The 15,502-nt window shown below is 64.1% G+C and carries 12 protein-coding genes; 9 read left to right on the plus strand and 3 right to left on the minus strand.

Annotated elements, in window-relative coordinates:
* Nucleotides 1–31: 31 nt before the first annotated feature.
* Nucleotides 32–871, plus strand: coding sequence for an exodeoxyribonuclease III (locus HMPREF3176_RS07145; protein ID WP_070459160.1), 840 nt, complete (start codon nt 32–34; stop codon nt 869–871).
* Between the two features lie 48 nt (nt 872–919).
* Here HMPREF3176_RS07145 and HMPREF3176_RS07150 read toward each other — a convergent pair whose 3' ends face one another.
* Complete coding sequence (locus tag HMPREF3176_RS07150; protein WP_083286303.1) at nt 920–1,456, minus strand: tetratricopeptide repeat protein; 537 nt, start codon at nt 1,454–1,456, stop codon at nt 920–922.
* 376 nt (nt 1,457–1,832) lie between these two features.
* Here HMPREF3176_RS07150 and HMPREF3176_RS07155 point away from each other — a divergent pair, with 376 nt between their 5' ends.
* The 6 genes from HMPREF3176_RS07155 to HMPREF3176_RS07180 are packed head-to-tail and all read left to right on the plus strand — an operon-like array spanning nt 1,833 to nt 6,123.
* Entirely contained in the window at nt 1,833–2,948 is a 1,116-nt protein-coding gene (locus tag HMPREF3176_RS07155; protein WP_070459162.1) for a CpaE-like family protein, read from the plus strand.
* Nucleotides 2,945–4,093: a TadA family conjugal transfer-associated ATPase gene (locus HMPREF3176_RS07160; protein ID WP_016663283.1), complete on the plus strand. Its 1,149-nt coding sequence runs from the start codon at nt 2,945–2,947 to the stop codon at nt 4,091–4,093. The genes HMPREF3176_RS07155 and HMPREF3176_RS07160 overlap by 4 nt, the downstream gene beginning before the upstream one ends.
* On the plus strand, nt 4,090–5,082 hold the full coding sequence (locus HMPREF3176_RS07165) for a type II secretion system F family protein (protein ID WP_070459164.1): 993 nt from the start codon (nt 4,090–4,092) through the stop codon (nt 5,080–5,082). The genes HMPREF3176_RS07160 and HMPREF3176_RS07165 overlap by 4 nt, the downstream gene beginning before the upstream one ends.
* A gap of 56 nt (nt 5,083–5,138) precedes the next feature.
* Nucleotides 5,139–5,345 carry a DUF4244 domain-containing protein gene (locus HMPREF3176_RS07170; RefSeq protein WP_016663285.1) on the plus strand — a complete coding sequence of 69 codons (207 nt, stop codon included), beginning with the start codon at nt 5,139–5,141 and terminating at the stop codon, nt 5,343–5,345.
* A 2-nt stretch (nt 5,346–5,347) separates the two neighbouring features.
* Nucleotides 5,348–5,755 (plus strand): TadE/TadG family type IV pilus assembly protein, encoded by a 408-nt coding sequence (locus tag HMPREF3176_RS10345; RefSeq protein WP_070459166.1) that lies wholly within the window; start codon nt 5,348–5,350, stop codon nt 5,753–5,755.
* The gene (locus HMPREF3176_RS07180) at nt 5,752–6,123 is read left to right on the plus strand and encodes an Rv3654c family TadE-like protein (protein WP_070459168.1); all 372 of its coding nucleotides are present in this window, start codon (nt 5,752–5,754) and stop codon (nt 6,121–6,123) included. The genes HMPREF3176_RS10345 and HMPREF3176_RS07180 overlap by 4 nt, the downstream gene beginning before the upstream one ends.
* Nucleotides 6,124–6,181: 58 nt before the next feature.
* On the opposite strand, the gene HMPREF3176_RS07185 is transcribed toward HMPREF3176_RS07180, so the two are convergent.
* The gene (locus HMPREF3176_RS07185; protein ID WP_141742383.1) at nt 6,182–8,350 is read right to left on the minus strand and encodes a glycosyltransferase family 9 protein; all 2,169 of its coding nucleotides are present in this window, start codon (nt 8,348–8,350) and stop codon (nt 6,182–6,184) included.
* A 251-nt stretch (nt 8,351–8,601) separates the two neighbouring features.
* Nucleotides 8,602–11,049: a DEAD/DEAH box helicase gene (locus HMPREF3176_RS07190; protein ID WP_070459172.1), complete on the minus strand. Its 2,448-nt coding sequence runs from the start codon at nt 11,047–11,049 to the stop codon at nt 8,602–8,604.
* Nucleotides 11,050–11,103: 54 nt separating this feature from the next.
* On the opposite strand from HMPREF3176_RS07190, the gene HMPREF3176_RS07195 reads away from it, so the two are divergent.
* The gene (locus HMPREF3176_RS07195) at nt 11,104–12,726 is read left to right on the plus strand and encodes a DUF7059 domain-containing protein (protein ID WP_070459174.1); all 1,623 of its coding nucleotides are present in this window, start codon (nt 11,104–11,106) and stop codon (nt 12,724–12,726) included.
* A gap of 78 nt (nt 12,727–12,804) precedes the next feature.
* A complete protein-coding gene (gene topA / locus HMPREF3176_RS07200; protein ID WP_070459175.1) occupies nt 12,805–15,501 on the plus strand; it encodes a type I DNA topoisomerase in 2,697 nt (898 codons plus the stop codon).
* Nucleotide 15,502: the final 1 nt, after the last annotated feature.

Raw genomic sequence — 15,502 nt, forward strand, 5'->3', positions numbered from 1 at the left:
GCGAACCTTCACGCACCCATAGGATGGACGCATGCGAATTGCCACCTGGAACATCAATTCCCTTCGCGCACGGATGCCCCGCCTCCTCGAGGTGATCGATGCCCGCAATATCGACGTCATTGCACTTCAGGAGATCAAAGCCAAACCCGAGCAGCTCGACCTCAGCGAGCTCACCGAGCGCGGATTCGAAGTCGCCGCCCACGGCTTTAACCAGTGGAACGGCGTCGCAATCGCCTCGCGCGTGGGCCTTCGCGAGGTGCACCGCGAGATCCCCTCGATTCCCGCCTGGGGCGAAGGGGATGATGGGGTCGTGGAGGCCCGCGCCATTGGGGCCGTCGTGGGAGACGCCTCGAGCGACTGCGCACCTCTTGAGCTGTGGAGCCTCTACGTCCCGAACGGGCGAGAACTCGACAACCCGCACTATCCGTACAAACTCGCGTGGCTCGAGGCCGTGCGCAATTACGCGGCCTCGCGCCTCGATGTCGGCGGGCCGGGCGAAGCGCCCGGCGAAGACTCGGCGACCCTCTTCGCAGGTGACTTCAACGTCGCTCCCACCGACGCCGACGTTTGGGACATGGCGGCATTCGAGGGGAAAACCCACGTGAGCGGGCCCGAGCGTGACGCCATCGCGGCGCTCGAGAACGCGGGCTACGCCGACCTCACACGCGACTGGCTCGATGCCCCCGGGACCTACACGTACTGGGACTACAAGGGCCTCAAGTTCGCGAAGAAGCAGGGTATGCGCATTGACTTCATGTTTGGCTCGCCCGCAGTGCGCGCGGCAACAACCGGGGCGATGATCGACCTTGCCGAACGGGCGCAGAAATCCACGAGCGATCACGCACCCGTGATCGTCGACGTTGAGCTCTAGGGAGCGCCTGAGCGCCGGCAGGCGTCGGAAATAGCCAGACGGTTGGGTCTAGCGGCGGCGCCGCGCGCGATGCTGGATCTCGAGCATGTGCTGCGTGCGTGACATCGCCGCCATACTCGAATCAATGAGACTCGGATCAGCCCCCGTGAACACGCGCATCTCGTATGCCTGCGCGAAGGCATTCAGGGCAAGGTCGTAGTGGCCAGCCGCGAATAGCGCCTTCCCGAGGTGCTGGTGGAGAACGGCCTCCCACGAGGTGCCGCGGCACTCTTCGAGCAGCACACGGTACTCAGCGATCGCTCGATCGGTTTCGCCAAGATCCCGGTGGCAATCAGCCGAAATCGCGCGTAAGCGCACCGATGAAGGTTCCTTAGCGAGCCTGCCCTCACACCTCTCGAGCGCCGTCACGGGATCGCCGCTCCAGAGCGCTCGAATAATGTCGTGCGCGTCGTCGTGGGCAAATTCCCGATCGAACGCCTCGACGTCATCGATCACGGGGCGCAGGGTCGTGGGGTCAATGTGCCAGCCCGCTTCGGCGCCGGGAACGGAGGGTGGTGATGGGCGCTTGAGCGTTGTTTCGAGCATAGGCGCGTTCCTCCTTCATTAATGGGCGCGGCGATGATCAGCAAAGAAGAGGCGTGTGCGGGGGATGGGATCCGGGCCAAAAAGGAGGCGCCCTTTCGAGCGCCTCCCCGGGGCCGATCCGGGATCAAGCGTGCACCTGGTGGTGTGGCATCCGCTTTCGGCGAATCCGCACCGGTCCGAACGAGGACCACTCGCACGTGGGTTTCGAATCATTCCCTTGCTTGTGATGTCCCCCACTTTACACACTCGATGTGAGCCACGCAACCCCCCATTTCGCTTCGTGTTTTTCGCCTCCGGTCTGACCCCACAATCCGCCTCTACCCCCAAGAATGACCGGGCACTGGAATGGGCCCCGGGAGCGGCAAAACATGGAGCCATGACACACGTATTTCCCCGAGTTGAGCATGGTCGTCGCGATCCCTCGACCTTCGTGAGCCGCATTCCGCTTGACGCTCCGCCCTCCCCGCACGAACATGCGAGCGCCACGATCGCGTGGCTCGGCAACAGCGGCGAGCTTGAAACCCTCGTGCGCGACCGCGTTCAAGCGGCCGGCTTCGACGTCGCCACGGCGAAAACGCCTCGCGGGCACGTGCGTGCAGTCGTGTGCGAGACGTCGCTCCTCGCTAGCGCAGCGGAGGCATACCCAGCACTCCCCCTCTTCGCCGTGTGCGAGAACGAGCCCGAACAGCGTGATTACCAGCAAGCGCTTGCCCACGGAGCGCGCTCACTTCGTTTTCTTCCGGAGGAATCCTCGGAGCTTATTAGCGACCTTTCCTCTCTCGCCACGAGCAGCGGCCGAAGCCGTGTGATCGCGTGCCTTTCGGGACATGGAGGCGCAGGGTCGACGTCTCTCGCGATCGCTCTCGCCCTCGCATCATCAAGCCGAAACATGCCCGCGACACTCGTCGATGCCGATCCCTTCGGCGGCGGAATCGACACGCTCGTGCAGGCCCGGCACGTGGCGGGCGCGCGGTGGAGTGATCTGGGAGCGGCAAGTGGCACGACGGATGCCGAGGTGCTCCTCGACGCTCTTCCTCTCATCGACGGCTACCGCCTGCTCACCTTTTCGGGAACGCGAGAGGAATCCGTGAATCCCCAGGTCATCGCGAGTCTTGCGAATGCACCCGGCACTCTTGTTCTCGACGCGCCGCTCGGAGCGGGGATCGAACCGCACGTGAGTCCCGACATCACTCTCGTCTCGGTCCATCCGAGCGAACACGCACTCGCCGCGACGGCGCGAACCCTCGATGTGCTTCGCGGGGTGCATCCGCGCACCCGCATCGGCATCGCTCTACGTACGCGCCGGCGCGGCGAGAGCTATCGGGCGCGCGACGTGGCCGAGCAGCTCGGCGCGCCCATCGTGCTCGAGTACCGAAGTGCCCGCGAGGGCTTCGTTCCCGGTCTTGATCGAGACCGCAAGGGCATCGAAGCCGCCTGCAAACGTTTTCTCGCAAAGCTCGCCGATTCCGGAATGGGCGGGGGTAGGGCATGATTCTCAGCGACGAGCTCCTCACCGGAATTCATGAATCGCTTCGCGAAGAACCGGGGGAAATCGATGCGCGCCGCATCGCGCGCGTCGCTCACTCGCACGGGCTCATCCTCGACCGCGCGAGCCTCCTCGATCTCACCGATCAGGTGCGGCATCATCTCGAGGGTCTCGGCCCGCTCCATGATCTCGCGACCGACGGTGTCAGTGACATCCTCGTCAACCCCGACGGCAGCGTGTGGATCGATTCACTCAACGGTCTCGAGCGTACGAGCCTTACTCTTTCCGCGCACGATGCGCGGGCCCTCGCGACCAGGCTCGCCTCACTCGGCAACCGCCGGCTCGATGACGCGATGCCGTGGGCTGACGCGCAGCTGCCCGGAAACCTTCGCTTCCACGGAATGCTGCCGCCACTATCTGTGGGCGGAGCGAGCATCAGCCTTAGGCGCGCCGCCACCCTCCCCTATTGCCTCGATGACCTCGAGAACTCGGGAACGCTGACGGCCACGGGCCGCGCTCTCGTCGATGCAATCATTCGCGCGCGCCTATCCTTCCTCGTGAGTGGCGGAACCGGAAGCGGAAAGACGACCCTGCTCGGCGCGATGCTCGGCGCCGTCGATCCCCGCGAGCGCATCATTATCGTCGAAGACTCCACCGAGCTTCGACCCGCTCATCCCCACGTCGTGCACCTTCAGGCGCGCCACGCTAATGCGGAGGGCATGGGAGAGATCAGCCTCGCGACCCTCATCAGGCAGTGCCTGCGCATGCGGCCCGATCGGATCATCGTCGGCGAATGCCGAGGCGCAGACATCCGCGAGCTCCTCCAGGCACTCAATACGGGGCACGAGGGCGGGTGCGGAACGCTCCACGCGAATACGGCGGCGGATGTCCCCGCGAGGCTTGAGGCCCTCGGTGCGCTCGCCGGCCTCGATCCACTTGCGCTTGCATCGCAAGCACTCTCGGCAATCACGGTCGTTCTCCACATGCACCGTTCGCGCGAGGGACGTGCCCTCTCAACCATTTCCCTCCTACAGCGCGGGAAGGATGGGCGGCTCGAATGCGTGCCCGCAGTCAGTTTTGGGACCCGTGAGCGGCGCTTTCCCGCCTTCGATGCGCTTGAGGCACGCCTCGGGCACGGGGGTGCGAGGTGAAAGGCCACGCTCGACTATCGGACGATGCGCTCGCCGGCCTTCTCGACCACGTGGCGATGGCTCTCGGCGCGGGGGTGACGGCACCGCAGGCGTGGGCCGCCGTCGCAGATGCCACATCCACGCCTCGGGAAAAGCATTTTGCCGAAACTATGGCGCGCATTCCTCCCGCACTGGTGCAGCGCATGAACGGGGTCCTCAACGCGCCTCGCGAGGCGGTGCGCGCGGTCGTTTTGTGCCACGTCATGTGCGAGAGCACGGGGGCTCCGCTTTCCGGTCTACTCACCTCACTCTCCGGTGGACTTCGCGATTCTTCCGACGCCACCAGGGCACGCACAGCAGCCTTCGCGGGCGCAAAGACGACGGCCCGAGTGCTCATGGCGCTGCCGCTTTTCGCTATCGCTCTCGGGTATGCAATGGGGGCGAATCCTTTGCGCGTGCTCCTGGCGTCGCCGCATGGATTTCTCATGCTCGCGGCCGGAATCGTACTCACCGCGGCCGGTTTCGCGTGGATGAACCGCATGCTCGCCGCAGCGCGCGGAGAGGGCGCGGACATCGATCCGTTGATCGTGATCGATTTGATCGCGAGTGTTGTGCACTCTGGGATCCCACTCGCATCGGCGTGCACGCGCGTGGGCGAAGCCCTTGAAAACACGCAGCCGGGGCCCGCGCTCCTCGAGGCCGGCCATGCTCTCGCTCGAGGCATGGCCCCCGCCGAGGCACTATCGAGGCTCGAGGGAGACCTTTCAGCACTCACGAGTGCGGCAAGTCTCTCTCACTCGACGGGAGCGCGTCTCGCGCCGATCCTGACGGCCGTCACTCGCGACCGTCGCCGTGCGCGGTTGCGCCAGGTCGATGAAGCCGCCGCGCGACTCTCGGTGCGCCTCGTGCTCCCCACCGGCCTCACGATTCTGCCGGCGTTCGTGCTACTCGGCATCGTCCCGATCATCACGGATCTCGTCACCACACACTTCGGCCAACTGTGGCCGTAGGCGCGCGGCATCCGCCGCGTGCAGCACCACACACATCCTTGAAGGGGGATACATCAATGATCGACAACCACACGACAGAAAAGACGGAACTACGAACCCGCGACATCCTCGCGGATGACACTGGCGCGACAACCGCGGAATATGCGGTGACGATCGTCGCCGCGTGCGCCTTTGCCGCGCTGTTGTTCGCCGTGCTCACGAGCGGCGAGATGCAGGGCATCCTTACGAGCCTCATTCAGGGCGCCCTCCACTCGGCGGGCTGAGCATGACACCGGAAGCCGAGACACGTACGCGCACCTTGAGGCGTGCGCTTCGTGCGGATTCCGGTGCGGCCACGGCGGAGACGGCGGTGGTCCTCATCGCCGTCTTCGCCCTCCTCGCACTGGTCATGTCACTGGGCGGCCTGTTCATCAGCCACGCGCGTCTCGCGGAGGGGGCACGTACCGCCGCACGCGAAATGATGATTTCGGCTGACCCAAATACCGCGGTCGCAAAAGCGAAAGTTGTAAGCGGCAAGGAGGCCACGTTCACCGTGAGCACGAGCGGTGAGTGGGTCACCGTGGAAGCACACGCAACGTGGCACGTCGGCGGGCCAATCCTCGGGGCCACATTTCCGCTCGAGGCGAGTGCCCACACGCGCCTCGAACCACACCTCGTAAGGAACGGGCCGTGAGGGCGGGGTTTTGCGAGGAGCGCGGTAACGCAACAGCCACCGCGCTCGGAGCGATCGCAATTGTCTCGGCGATCCTCACGGTCCTCGTGGGGCTCGGGATCGTCCACCACGGTCGCTCCCTTGCCGCCTCAGCCGCTGAACTCTCCGCGCTCTCGGCTGCGGATGCACTGGCCGGCGGCGGCGCCACGAGCGGGGCCTGCGAGATCGCTTTGGAGGTCGCCGAACGGCACGGCGCCCTTCTTCAGAGCTGCAACGTGAGCGGGCTTGAGGCGCACGTGACGGTCACCGTAAGAGTGCACGTGCCGCTACTCGGCAACCAGTTGCTCACCGAAGCGGCACGTGCCGGCCCAGCTCCCGCAGAACCGTGAGCGCGCTGGTATCGCCCGGAGACCTACACAAGTACTGCCCCCAGCCGAACGACTGCTCTTATTTAATTCCGTCAACCCGATCATGGGTGAAACGCTCCAAGCGCTTTCGGCACTCCACCATCACCTGTTCCACGCATTCGTCGTATGAGGAGCTGAAATCGATCCAGCGTGGCGCAATAACAGTGGAGTTGCGGGAGAGCTGATCAATTTCCGTCTCGCCGCCAGCGGTCCGGTAGTAATAGTTTTCCGGCGAGAAGCCGAGAAGCCATGTGGGTGTTCCTACAGCGGCAGCAAGCTCCATCGGCACGGTACTGATACCGATCACAAGATCCATCGATGACAGATGCCCCGCAAGACCCTCGAAGTCATCAAAAAGGTCCACATTCTCAATTTGGCGAATCCCGTGCTCTTCGCAGAATGCTGCCTCCTCAGCATTGGAGGCATGTTGCACAGACCAAAATTCGACACTTGGGACGTCTAACAGCGGAGTCAGCTGTTCGACACCGAGGTACATCATTTTTCTGGAGGCGCTTGCAAGATGGCTCTTCCACACAAGCCCGACCTTAAGTTTTTCCTGGCTGCGCGGTACTACTCGAGTTGGGTCAGGAATGAGGTAGACGCCGGTATCTAGCCTGGGCAGGACACCAGCAAAGCGGTTAAAGGTGAGGTTTTGACCAAAGGTCACATAATCAGCAGCCTTGACGTACGGATCGCAATGCGCTGGAAGATGGCTCGCGAGAATGAAATCGGAATACCTGCCGTCATAGATGGGGTTCAACGTGCCCCTGATTCTGCGAGGAACGTCAACGAAGCGAATCGTCGGGAAACTTCGCTCCAACAGTGTACGTAAACGGGGGTCACAAGTAGCGGTCACGTCGAACCGCTCAGCAAGCGCACCAAGGTACTGCGCACCACGGATCTCGTCACCTACGCCATCATCCGCGATGAGAAAGAGCGAAGATCCAGGCTTCTCCGGCAGCTCCTCGTAGTTTAAAAAACGGCTACCGAGCTCTCGCTTAAGAATCCGCCACTGCGGCGCTGTCCGGCGGACTCTCCAGCTCTTCAGGTAATCACCTGTGAGCAGAAGAGATGTGGCTTGGTCCCGATCGCCTGTGCGAACGCCCGCCCTGCCGGCGCTAGCCGCTCCGTAGCCGACCTCGTTTCGCAGCCCAATGACGTCTTCGTCGTTATCTAGCCTAGCGAGAACGAATCGTAACCCGGTTGCGGCAGCGGTGAATCCTGGATCTTCACGGAGTACCGAACGCAAGAGGTCTGCGGAGTCCTGATTCGCACCCTTCTCCATAGCGATGAGGCCACGGCCGCAACGAGCGCCAAGAACGGTGTCAGGGACTCCACGCAGATCCGGCACCAGGAAATCTAACTCGGGGAGGAGGTCTTTCACAGTCAGTACACGCAAAAGCGCGTCTTTCTGATAGACATTCGCGGAGGGGAACGCCGCAGCGGTCGCGTTGCGGCACGATTGAAATAGGGCCTCGTAGGACTCACCCTCTGACCGCAAATCATGAGCGAGAGCGAGTACCCCCGGGGCGGCCCGATGCGCAGCAGGGACTGCAGAGAGGTCGTCGAGTAGCGAACCGGAGTCAAAACGCATCGCTGCTTCGAGAACTGCACGGTCCGCCAGTCCGTGCCGACTTAATTGCGTCTCCACCAGAACTCGGGCCGTGTCGGCGTGCCCGTGAGTGATTAGCGCCGTGACATAGCGAAGATTGTCTTTTCTCTGGAGAGGGTCTTCGTCCTCTCCCTCAAAAAATGCGAGCACGTCGACGTCTTCTAATGCGTCTGCACGCAACCGAAAGGCGCGAAAACGCAAGTCCCTCTGAGCGCTCGCGGCAGCGTCAGAGTTCGTGCGATTGATCCGCATTTTGTCGAGGACATTCAGCTTTTCTTCAACAGGCAGCCCTGAAAGCTGGCCCCACTCCGCGAGCCTCACTGCCTCAGCCGGTTGCAGCGTTTGAGCACCGAGAGTTTCGAGGCGCTCAACCAGAAGCTCATCCGAGACGAGACCGTGATGGGACTGCAGCAGGGTCGTTCCGGCAAAACACTGATCCAGTAAAGACAGCCTCTCGAGATCAGTTTTCAAGATCACGTCAGAAGCTGCTCGGAAATTCCTCAGCCTTGCGAGATGGCGGGCGATGGCGACGCTTTCCTTCTCCGGCACCTCCCCGGCTCGTGCCGTGAGAGCGGCCCGATCAAGATTGGGATCCACAACCGACGAACGCCCACCAGCAACCCTACGGAGTCGAGAACGCATACCAAACACTGTCATCCACCTTCACGTCGACGCGAGTCAACCGGTGACCCGCGCTTTAAAAGCATAGTCAGATAGTGACGATCACCTGCGAAAACTCAAATATTCACATCAAAAAATTTCATCATCTGAGCAGGGGCACTTTTACAGGCACAGAGGTGCGGCTCTCGCGTATCGAGCGACATTGAAAATGACGACCCTTGGACCTCTCACCAAGTTGGCACGTGCCGGCCCAGCTCCCGCAGAACCGTGAGGGCGCCCTTCTTGCTGAGGGGCTCGTTGCCGTTGCCGCACTTCGGAGAGACGACGCATGCGGGGCAGCCCGCCTCGCATCCGCATGCCTCGATCATGTCGGCGGTCGCGCGAACCCATGCGGAGGCGCTCTCGTAGGCGCGCTCCGCGAAGCCGGCGCCGCCCTGAGCGCCGTCGTACACGAAGATCGTGGGCTTTTCGGTATCGGCGTGCAGGGCGGTAGACACGCCGCCAATGTCCCAGCGGTCGCACGTGGCAAGGAGGGGAAGCATCGCGATCTGTGCGTGTTCGGCCGCATGGAGGGCGCCAGGGAAATCGGCTTCCTCGAGGCTCCATGCGTGGAGGACGTCTGCGGGGATCTCGAACCACACGGCCTTGGTGACGAGGGTGCGCGCGGGCAGATCGAGTGGGTGTTCGCCGAGCACGGCGGAGGTGTAGATGTCGCGCACCTGGTAACCGGTGACCTGGTCGGTGACCTCGACCTGCCCGAAGCACACGGCGATGTCACCCCACCGTTCGCTGCGCTCGACCTGGCGCACGCTGATCGACGAGGTCTCTTGCGGCTGGGTGGTGTGCTGCGGGCTCTCCCGACGCACCATCGCGACGGCGTTCTCGACATCGAGGTGGTTCACGACGTACGAGACTCCCTGGTGGAGATAGACGGCGCCGTCGTGGACGTGCTGGTGAGCGCTCGCGGCATCGACCGTGCCGATCAGCTGCCCGCTCGCCTGATCGACGATCCGCACGCTCTCACCTCCACTTCCACGTAAATCGGTGAGGTCGTGGGGGCGCTCGTCAAGGGTCCAGTACCACCCGTGAGGGCGACGCCTAAGGATTCCCCTCCCGGCAAGGTTCTCGAGAAGCTCCCGGCTCGTGGGCCCGAAAAGCTCCTCCTCGCCGTCGCGAATGGGAATCTCCGCAGCGGCGGAACACAAATGAGGAGTCATCACATACGGATTGGAGGGGTCAAACACAGCGGCCTCGACGTCGGCTTCGAGGATCATCTCGGGGTGACGCACAACGTACGTGTCGAGGGGATCCTCGCGCGCAATAAACATTGCAAGCGCCTCGCGCGACTGAGTTCCGTGGGCCCGGCCCGCGCGCCCGAACTGTTGCCACAGGGACGCGCGCGTCCCCGGCCACCCCGTCACGAGCACGGCATCGAGACCGGAGATGTCGATGCCAAGCTCGAGGGCGTTGGTCGAGGCGAGGCCGAGAAGCTGTCCCGAACGAAGCGCGGCCTCGAGTGCGCGGCGCTCCTCGGGAAGATAGCCGCCGCGATAGGCGGCGATGCGCGTGGCCCGATCGGCAAGCATGGCGGATCCGGTCGCTTCCGCGGCAGCGTTGACGGCGCGCTGCGCCCCCTTCGCGACGAGCTCGCTCGAACGCCGCGAGCGAGTAAAGACGAGCGACTGCGCCCCCTCGCATACGAGGTCACCGAGTAGAGCGCCGGCCTCGGTGGGGGCAGGCCGCCGTCGGACCTCCACGTGGGCTTTCACCCCGGCCTTTTCCGCCTGCTCGCGCTCCTCTTTCGCCCTGCGCGCGGCCTCGCGCGCGTCCTCGCCCTCGTCGAGATCGGCGATTCCCGGCTCCCACAGCGCAATCGTGAGGGGGTTTTTCGGCGAACCGTCCTCGGTGACAGCCGTGACGTTCCTACCCACGAGCCGGGAAGCGCTCACCTCCGGGCTCGCCGAGGTTGCCGACGCGAGCACGAAGGTGGGCCGTGCGCGGTAGTACTCGGCGATGCGGGCGAGGCGTCGCATCAGCATGGAAACGTGTGCCCCAAACACGCCACGGTAGACGTGGCATTCGTCGATGATGATGTATCGCAGCGTTCGAAAGAACGGAATCCAGTGCTCGTGACCGGGAAGGATCCCGTAATGCAGCATGTCGGGGTTTGTGAGCACAAAATTTGCGTGGCGGCGCACCCAGCGACGCTGTTCGGTCGGGGTGTCGCCGTCGAATACGGCGGCGCGTACGTCCCCGAGGCCGGCCCCGTCCGCAAGCCGGCAGATCGACGTGTACTGGTCGTAGGCAAGCGCTTTTGTGGGGGCGATGTAGAGGGCGCTCGCGCGCCGGGCCGACGGATCCTCTCGGCGTGCCTGGATATCGGTCAGCGCGGGCAAGAGATAACCGAGCGATTTTCCCGAAGCGGTAGAGGTAGCGATGACCGTGTCGCGACCCGCGTGCGCAAACTCGGCGGCCTCAACCTGGTGCCACCACGGGCGTTCGATCCCGCTGTCTTCGAGGTAGGCGCGTAGTGAGGGGTTTGTCCATCTCGGCCACTCAGCGAAGCGTGCCTCGCGAGCGGGCCGGCGCTCGATATGCCGGAGGGAGTCAGTGCGATGCGGGGGCGTAGTGAGGCGCGCGAGCGCCCGTTCGGCATCGAAAGCCTCGCTCCTCACGTGCCGCCTCCACTCATGTTCGATCTGTTCGCGTCGTAGGCAACAATGGTAGGCATGAGCACGCAAGGCCACACCACCGAGCTTTTCCCGACGCCCACGCCCGATACCGATCTTCTCGCGGTTCTGCGCGCGGATCTCGCTCACGCGCAATACACGGCGGATGGAATCGAGGATCTCCTGAGCGCTCCCGCTCGCACAGCTCTCGAACGCGAAAATCCGCTGCCCGCACGTCGCGAACTTGATCCGCTCGCCGATCAGGGCAATGCGGCCGCGACTCTCATGCGCCTCTTCACGCTCGGCCGCACCGCCACGCGCGCCGAACTCGACCGCGCCCTCCCTAACCTCGGTACGGACGGGCTTCTCGCCCTCGGCCTCGTGGCGCCAGCAGAAGGGACGGGTTCCGACGCCACCTCCGCCTTCGCCGCGACCGTCGATCTTCGCCCATATCAGGCCACCGATGATTTCGGCGAGATCCTCTGGTGGATCGTTTCCGATCTCGGGGAACTCGCGACTGGCCGCGCGCTCGACGGTGAACACGTGCTTGGCATCGGCGGGGCGACTTCAACGCTCATCTCGATCACGCCTCGCGACGAGGTCGCCCGCGCGCTCGACCTCGGCACGGGGTGCGGCATTCAGGCGCTCCACGCTGCGCGTCACGCCCGGTGCGTTGTCGCGACCGATATCTCCGAACGCGCTCTCGCAATCACCGAGTTCAACGTCGCCCTCAATCGCGAAACGCTGCCCGAAGGACACACGATCGAAACGCGCCAGGGTTCAATGCTCGAACCTGTCGCGGGCGAGACTTTCGATCTCATCGTCTCCAACCCTCCGTTCGTCATCACACCCCGTGTGAAGGATGCGGAGACCTGGACGTATCGCGACGGCGGAGCAGAAGGCGACGCACTCGTCGCGAACCTCCTCGCCGAGATCGATGCCTACCTCGCCCCCGGCGGCGTCGCCGCCATGCTGGCGAACTGGGAGATCACCCGCGGCTCCGAATGGGATGCGCGCCCACGCACGTGGCTCGCGAACTCGAGTGCGAGCGCACTCGTCGTCCAGCGCGACATCGAGGACCCGGCCTCCTACGCCTCGACCTGGCTTCGCGACGGAGGCGTCACCGACCGCGACGAGCGTTGGGAACCGATGACCCACGCGTGGCTCGACGACTTCGCCTCGCGCGATGTCCGCGGCATCGGTTTCGGCCACGTGCTCCTCGCGCAACCGCGCGAGGGAGAAAAGCGCTTCGTCGACTTCACCCACGTCGAAACGACGGGAGCGGGCCCTCTCGGCCCCCGCTATGCCGAAATGCTTCGCGCGCGCACGCGCCTCGCGCAGCTCGACGACGAGGCCTTCGCCTCGCTCACACTCGCACGCGCCGATGACGTCATCGAGCGGCGCCACTACACGCCCGGCGACGACGACCCCATGGTGATCGACCTCGTTCAGGGCGGCGGCTTCGGCCGCACCATTCAGATCGACACCCACACCGCGGCCATCGTCGGCCCCCTCACCGGGGAATACCCGCTCGATATTTTCCTCACGGCCTACGCCTCACTTCTCGAAGCCGCCGATCAAGGCGCTGAAATCGCGGGCGCACGCGCGAGCATCAACCGCACACTCCGCGTCCTCGTCGAATGGGGGTTTCTCCACATCGTTGAGCAGCCAAACCCCGCCTAGTGCTACCGTACGGGGCAGGGTAAACCACGCGGGGACACACCCCCGCCACGCACACACCGCAGTAAGGAAGTACATCGAGTGAGCGCTCGCAACCTCGTGATCGTCGAGTCCCCCGCGAAGGCAAAGACCATCGGGAAATACCTCGGGGACGACTTCACGGTCGCCGCGTCAGTGGGACACATTCGTGACCTTCCCCTGCCCAAAGAGCTGCCCGCCGACATGAAGAAGGGCCCCTACGGCCGCTTCGCCGTCAACGTCGAAGAAGGCTTCGAGCCCTACTACGTCGTCAATCCCGACAAGAAAAAGACTGTCTCCGAGCTCAAGAAGCTCCTCAAAGAGGCCGATGCTCTCTACCTCGCAACCGATGAGGACCGCGAGGGTGAAGCGATTGCCTGGCACCTCCTCGAGGCACTGAAACCCAAGAAGTCGCTTCCCGTTTACCGGATGGTGTTCCACGAGATCACGAAGGAAGCCATCCAAAAGGCGCTCACCGAGACGCGCGAGCTCGACATGCCGCTCGTCGATGCCCAGGAAACCCGCCGTATTCTCGACCGACTCGTCGGCTACGAGCTCTCCCCCGTGCTGTGGCGCAAGGTTCGCCGCGGCACGAGCGCAGGCCGCGTCCAGTCGGTGGCGACACGCCTCGTCGTCGACCGCGAGCGCGAGCGCATGGCGTTCAAGGCCGCTTCGTACTGGGATGTGACGGGCGAGTTCATCACCTCTGAACTGGAGAATCGAAGCGTCGACACCCCCGCCTTCACCGCGCAGCTACGCACCCTCGACGGCCAGCGGGTCGCCACGGGGCGTGACTTTACCGATACGGGCGAACTCAAAAAGAGCCTCAAGGGAAACGTCACCGTTCTGACCGAAGAAAGCGCGCGACTTCTCATCGACGCCCTCGACGGAGCGAAGGCCACCGTCGGAAATCTCGAGTCCAAGCCTTACACGCGGCGGCCCGCCGCCCCCTTCACGACGAGCTCCCTCCAGCAGGAGGCGAGCCGAAAACTGCGCATGGGTGCCCGCCACACGATGTCGACCGCGCAGCGGCTCTACGAAAACGGCTACATCACCTACATGCGTACCGACTCCGTGGTGCTGTCCGGTGAGGCGATTCGCGCGAGCCGCGCACAGATCCAGGAAATGTACGGTGCGGAGTACGTTCCGGATCGCCCTCGCGTGTACACGAACAAGTCGCAGGGTGCGCAGGAAGCCCACGAGGCAATTCGCCCGGCGGGTTCGAACTTCCGCACACCCGCGCAGGTATCTCGCCAGCTCAGTGGCGACGAGTTCCGCCTGTACGAACTGATCTGGAAGCGCACCGTGGCGTCTCAAATGGCCGACGCCAAGGGAACGACCACGTCGGTCACGCTCGATGTTGAAGGCAAGGGGCGCACCGCCCAGTTCGGCGCCTCGGGCACGATCATTACGTTCCGCGGTTTCCTCGCGGCCTACGAGGAAGGCCGCGACCAGTCGCGGTATGCGGAACACGATGACAAGGACAAGCGCCTGCCCCAAATGAAGGAGGGGCAGCAGCTCACGGCCGCTCAGTACACGCCGAACGGTCACGAAACAACGCCACCGCCGCGCTACACAGAGGCGTCACTCGTGCGCGCACTCGAGGAGCGCGGGATCGGCCGCCCCTCGACCTACGCGGCGACGATCTCCGTGATCCAGGATCGCGGCTACGTCGAAAAGAAGGGCTCGGCCCTCGTGCCGAGCTGGCTCGCGTTCAGCGTCGTGAAGCTTCTCGAGGAGCACTTCGGGACGCTCGTCGATTACGAGTTCACGGCCGATATGGAAGCGGGGCTCGACCGAATCGCCGCGGGTAACACGGACCGCGTGCACTGGCTGAGCGACTTCTACTACGGCAAGTCCGGTTCGTTCGACACCCCCGCCGAGGACGGTCTCAAGGCGACCCTCGACAACCTCGGCGATATCGACGCGCGCGCGATCAACACCGTCCCGATCGGCAACGGCATCGACCTTCGCATGGGCCAGTACGGCCCCTACATCGAAAGGGCGGTCGAGGGTTCCGATACGCCTCAGCGAGCGAATGTTCCCGCCGATCTCGCACCGGATGAGCTCACGCTCGAGAAGGCCGAAGAGCTCATGGCACGCGCAAAGGACGACGGTCGCGTGCTTGGCCGCGACCCCGATTCGGGCTTTGAAATCCTCGCAAAGGACGGTCGCTACGGCCCCTACGTCACGGAAAACCTCGAGCTTGATGAGGCCACAAAGGCCCTCCCGAAAACGAAACAGCCGAAACCCCGCACGGCTTCGCTGTTCAAGGACATGGACCTTGCGACCGTGACCCTCGAGGACGCCCTCAAACTCCTCTCGCTCCCCCGTGTCGTCGGCAAGGACGCGGAGGGCGTCGAGATCACCGCGCAGAATGGCCGCTATGGCCCGTACCTCAAGAAGGGCACGGATTCGCGCTCGCTCGAAACCGAAGCACAGCTGTTCACGATCACCGAGGAAGAGGCCCTCGCACTTTACGCCCAGCCCAAGCGGCGCGGGCGCGCGGCGGCAAAACCCCCGATCGCGGAACTTGGCGTGGATCCTACGAGCGAGAAACCGATCGTGATCAAAGACGGTCGTTTCGGCATGTACATCACCGACGGCACGACGAACGTCACGCTTCGCAAGGATGAGTCGCCCGAGACGATGACTCACGAGCGCGCCGTCGAGCGTCTTGCGGAGAAGCGCGCGAAGGGCCCTGCAAAGCGGAAAACGACGCGAAAGTCCAGCTCGCGGGCGAAGTCCACGAAAAAGTAGC

The organism is Dermabacter sp. HMSC08H10 (assembly GCF_001807585.1).
GTDB classification, from domain to species: Bacteria; Actinomycetota; Actinomycetes; order Actinomycetales; family Dermabacteraceae; genus Dermabacter; species Dermabacter hominis.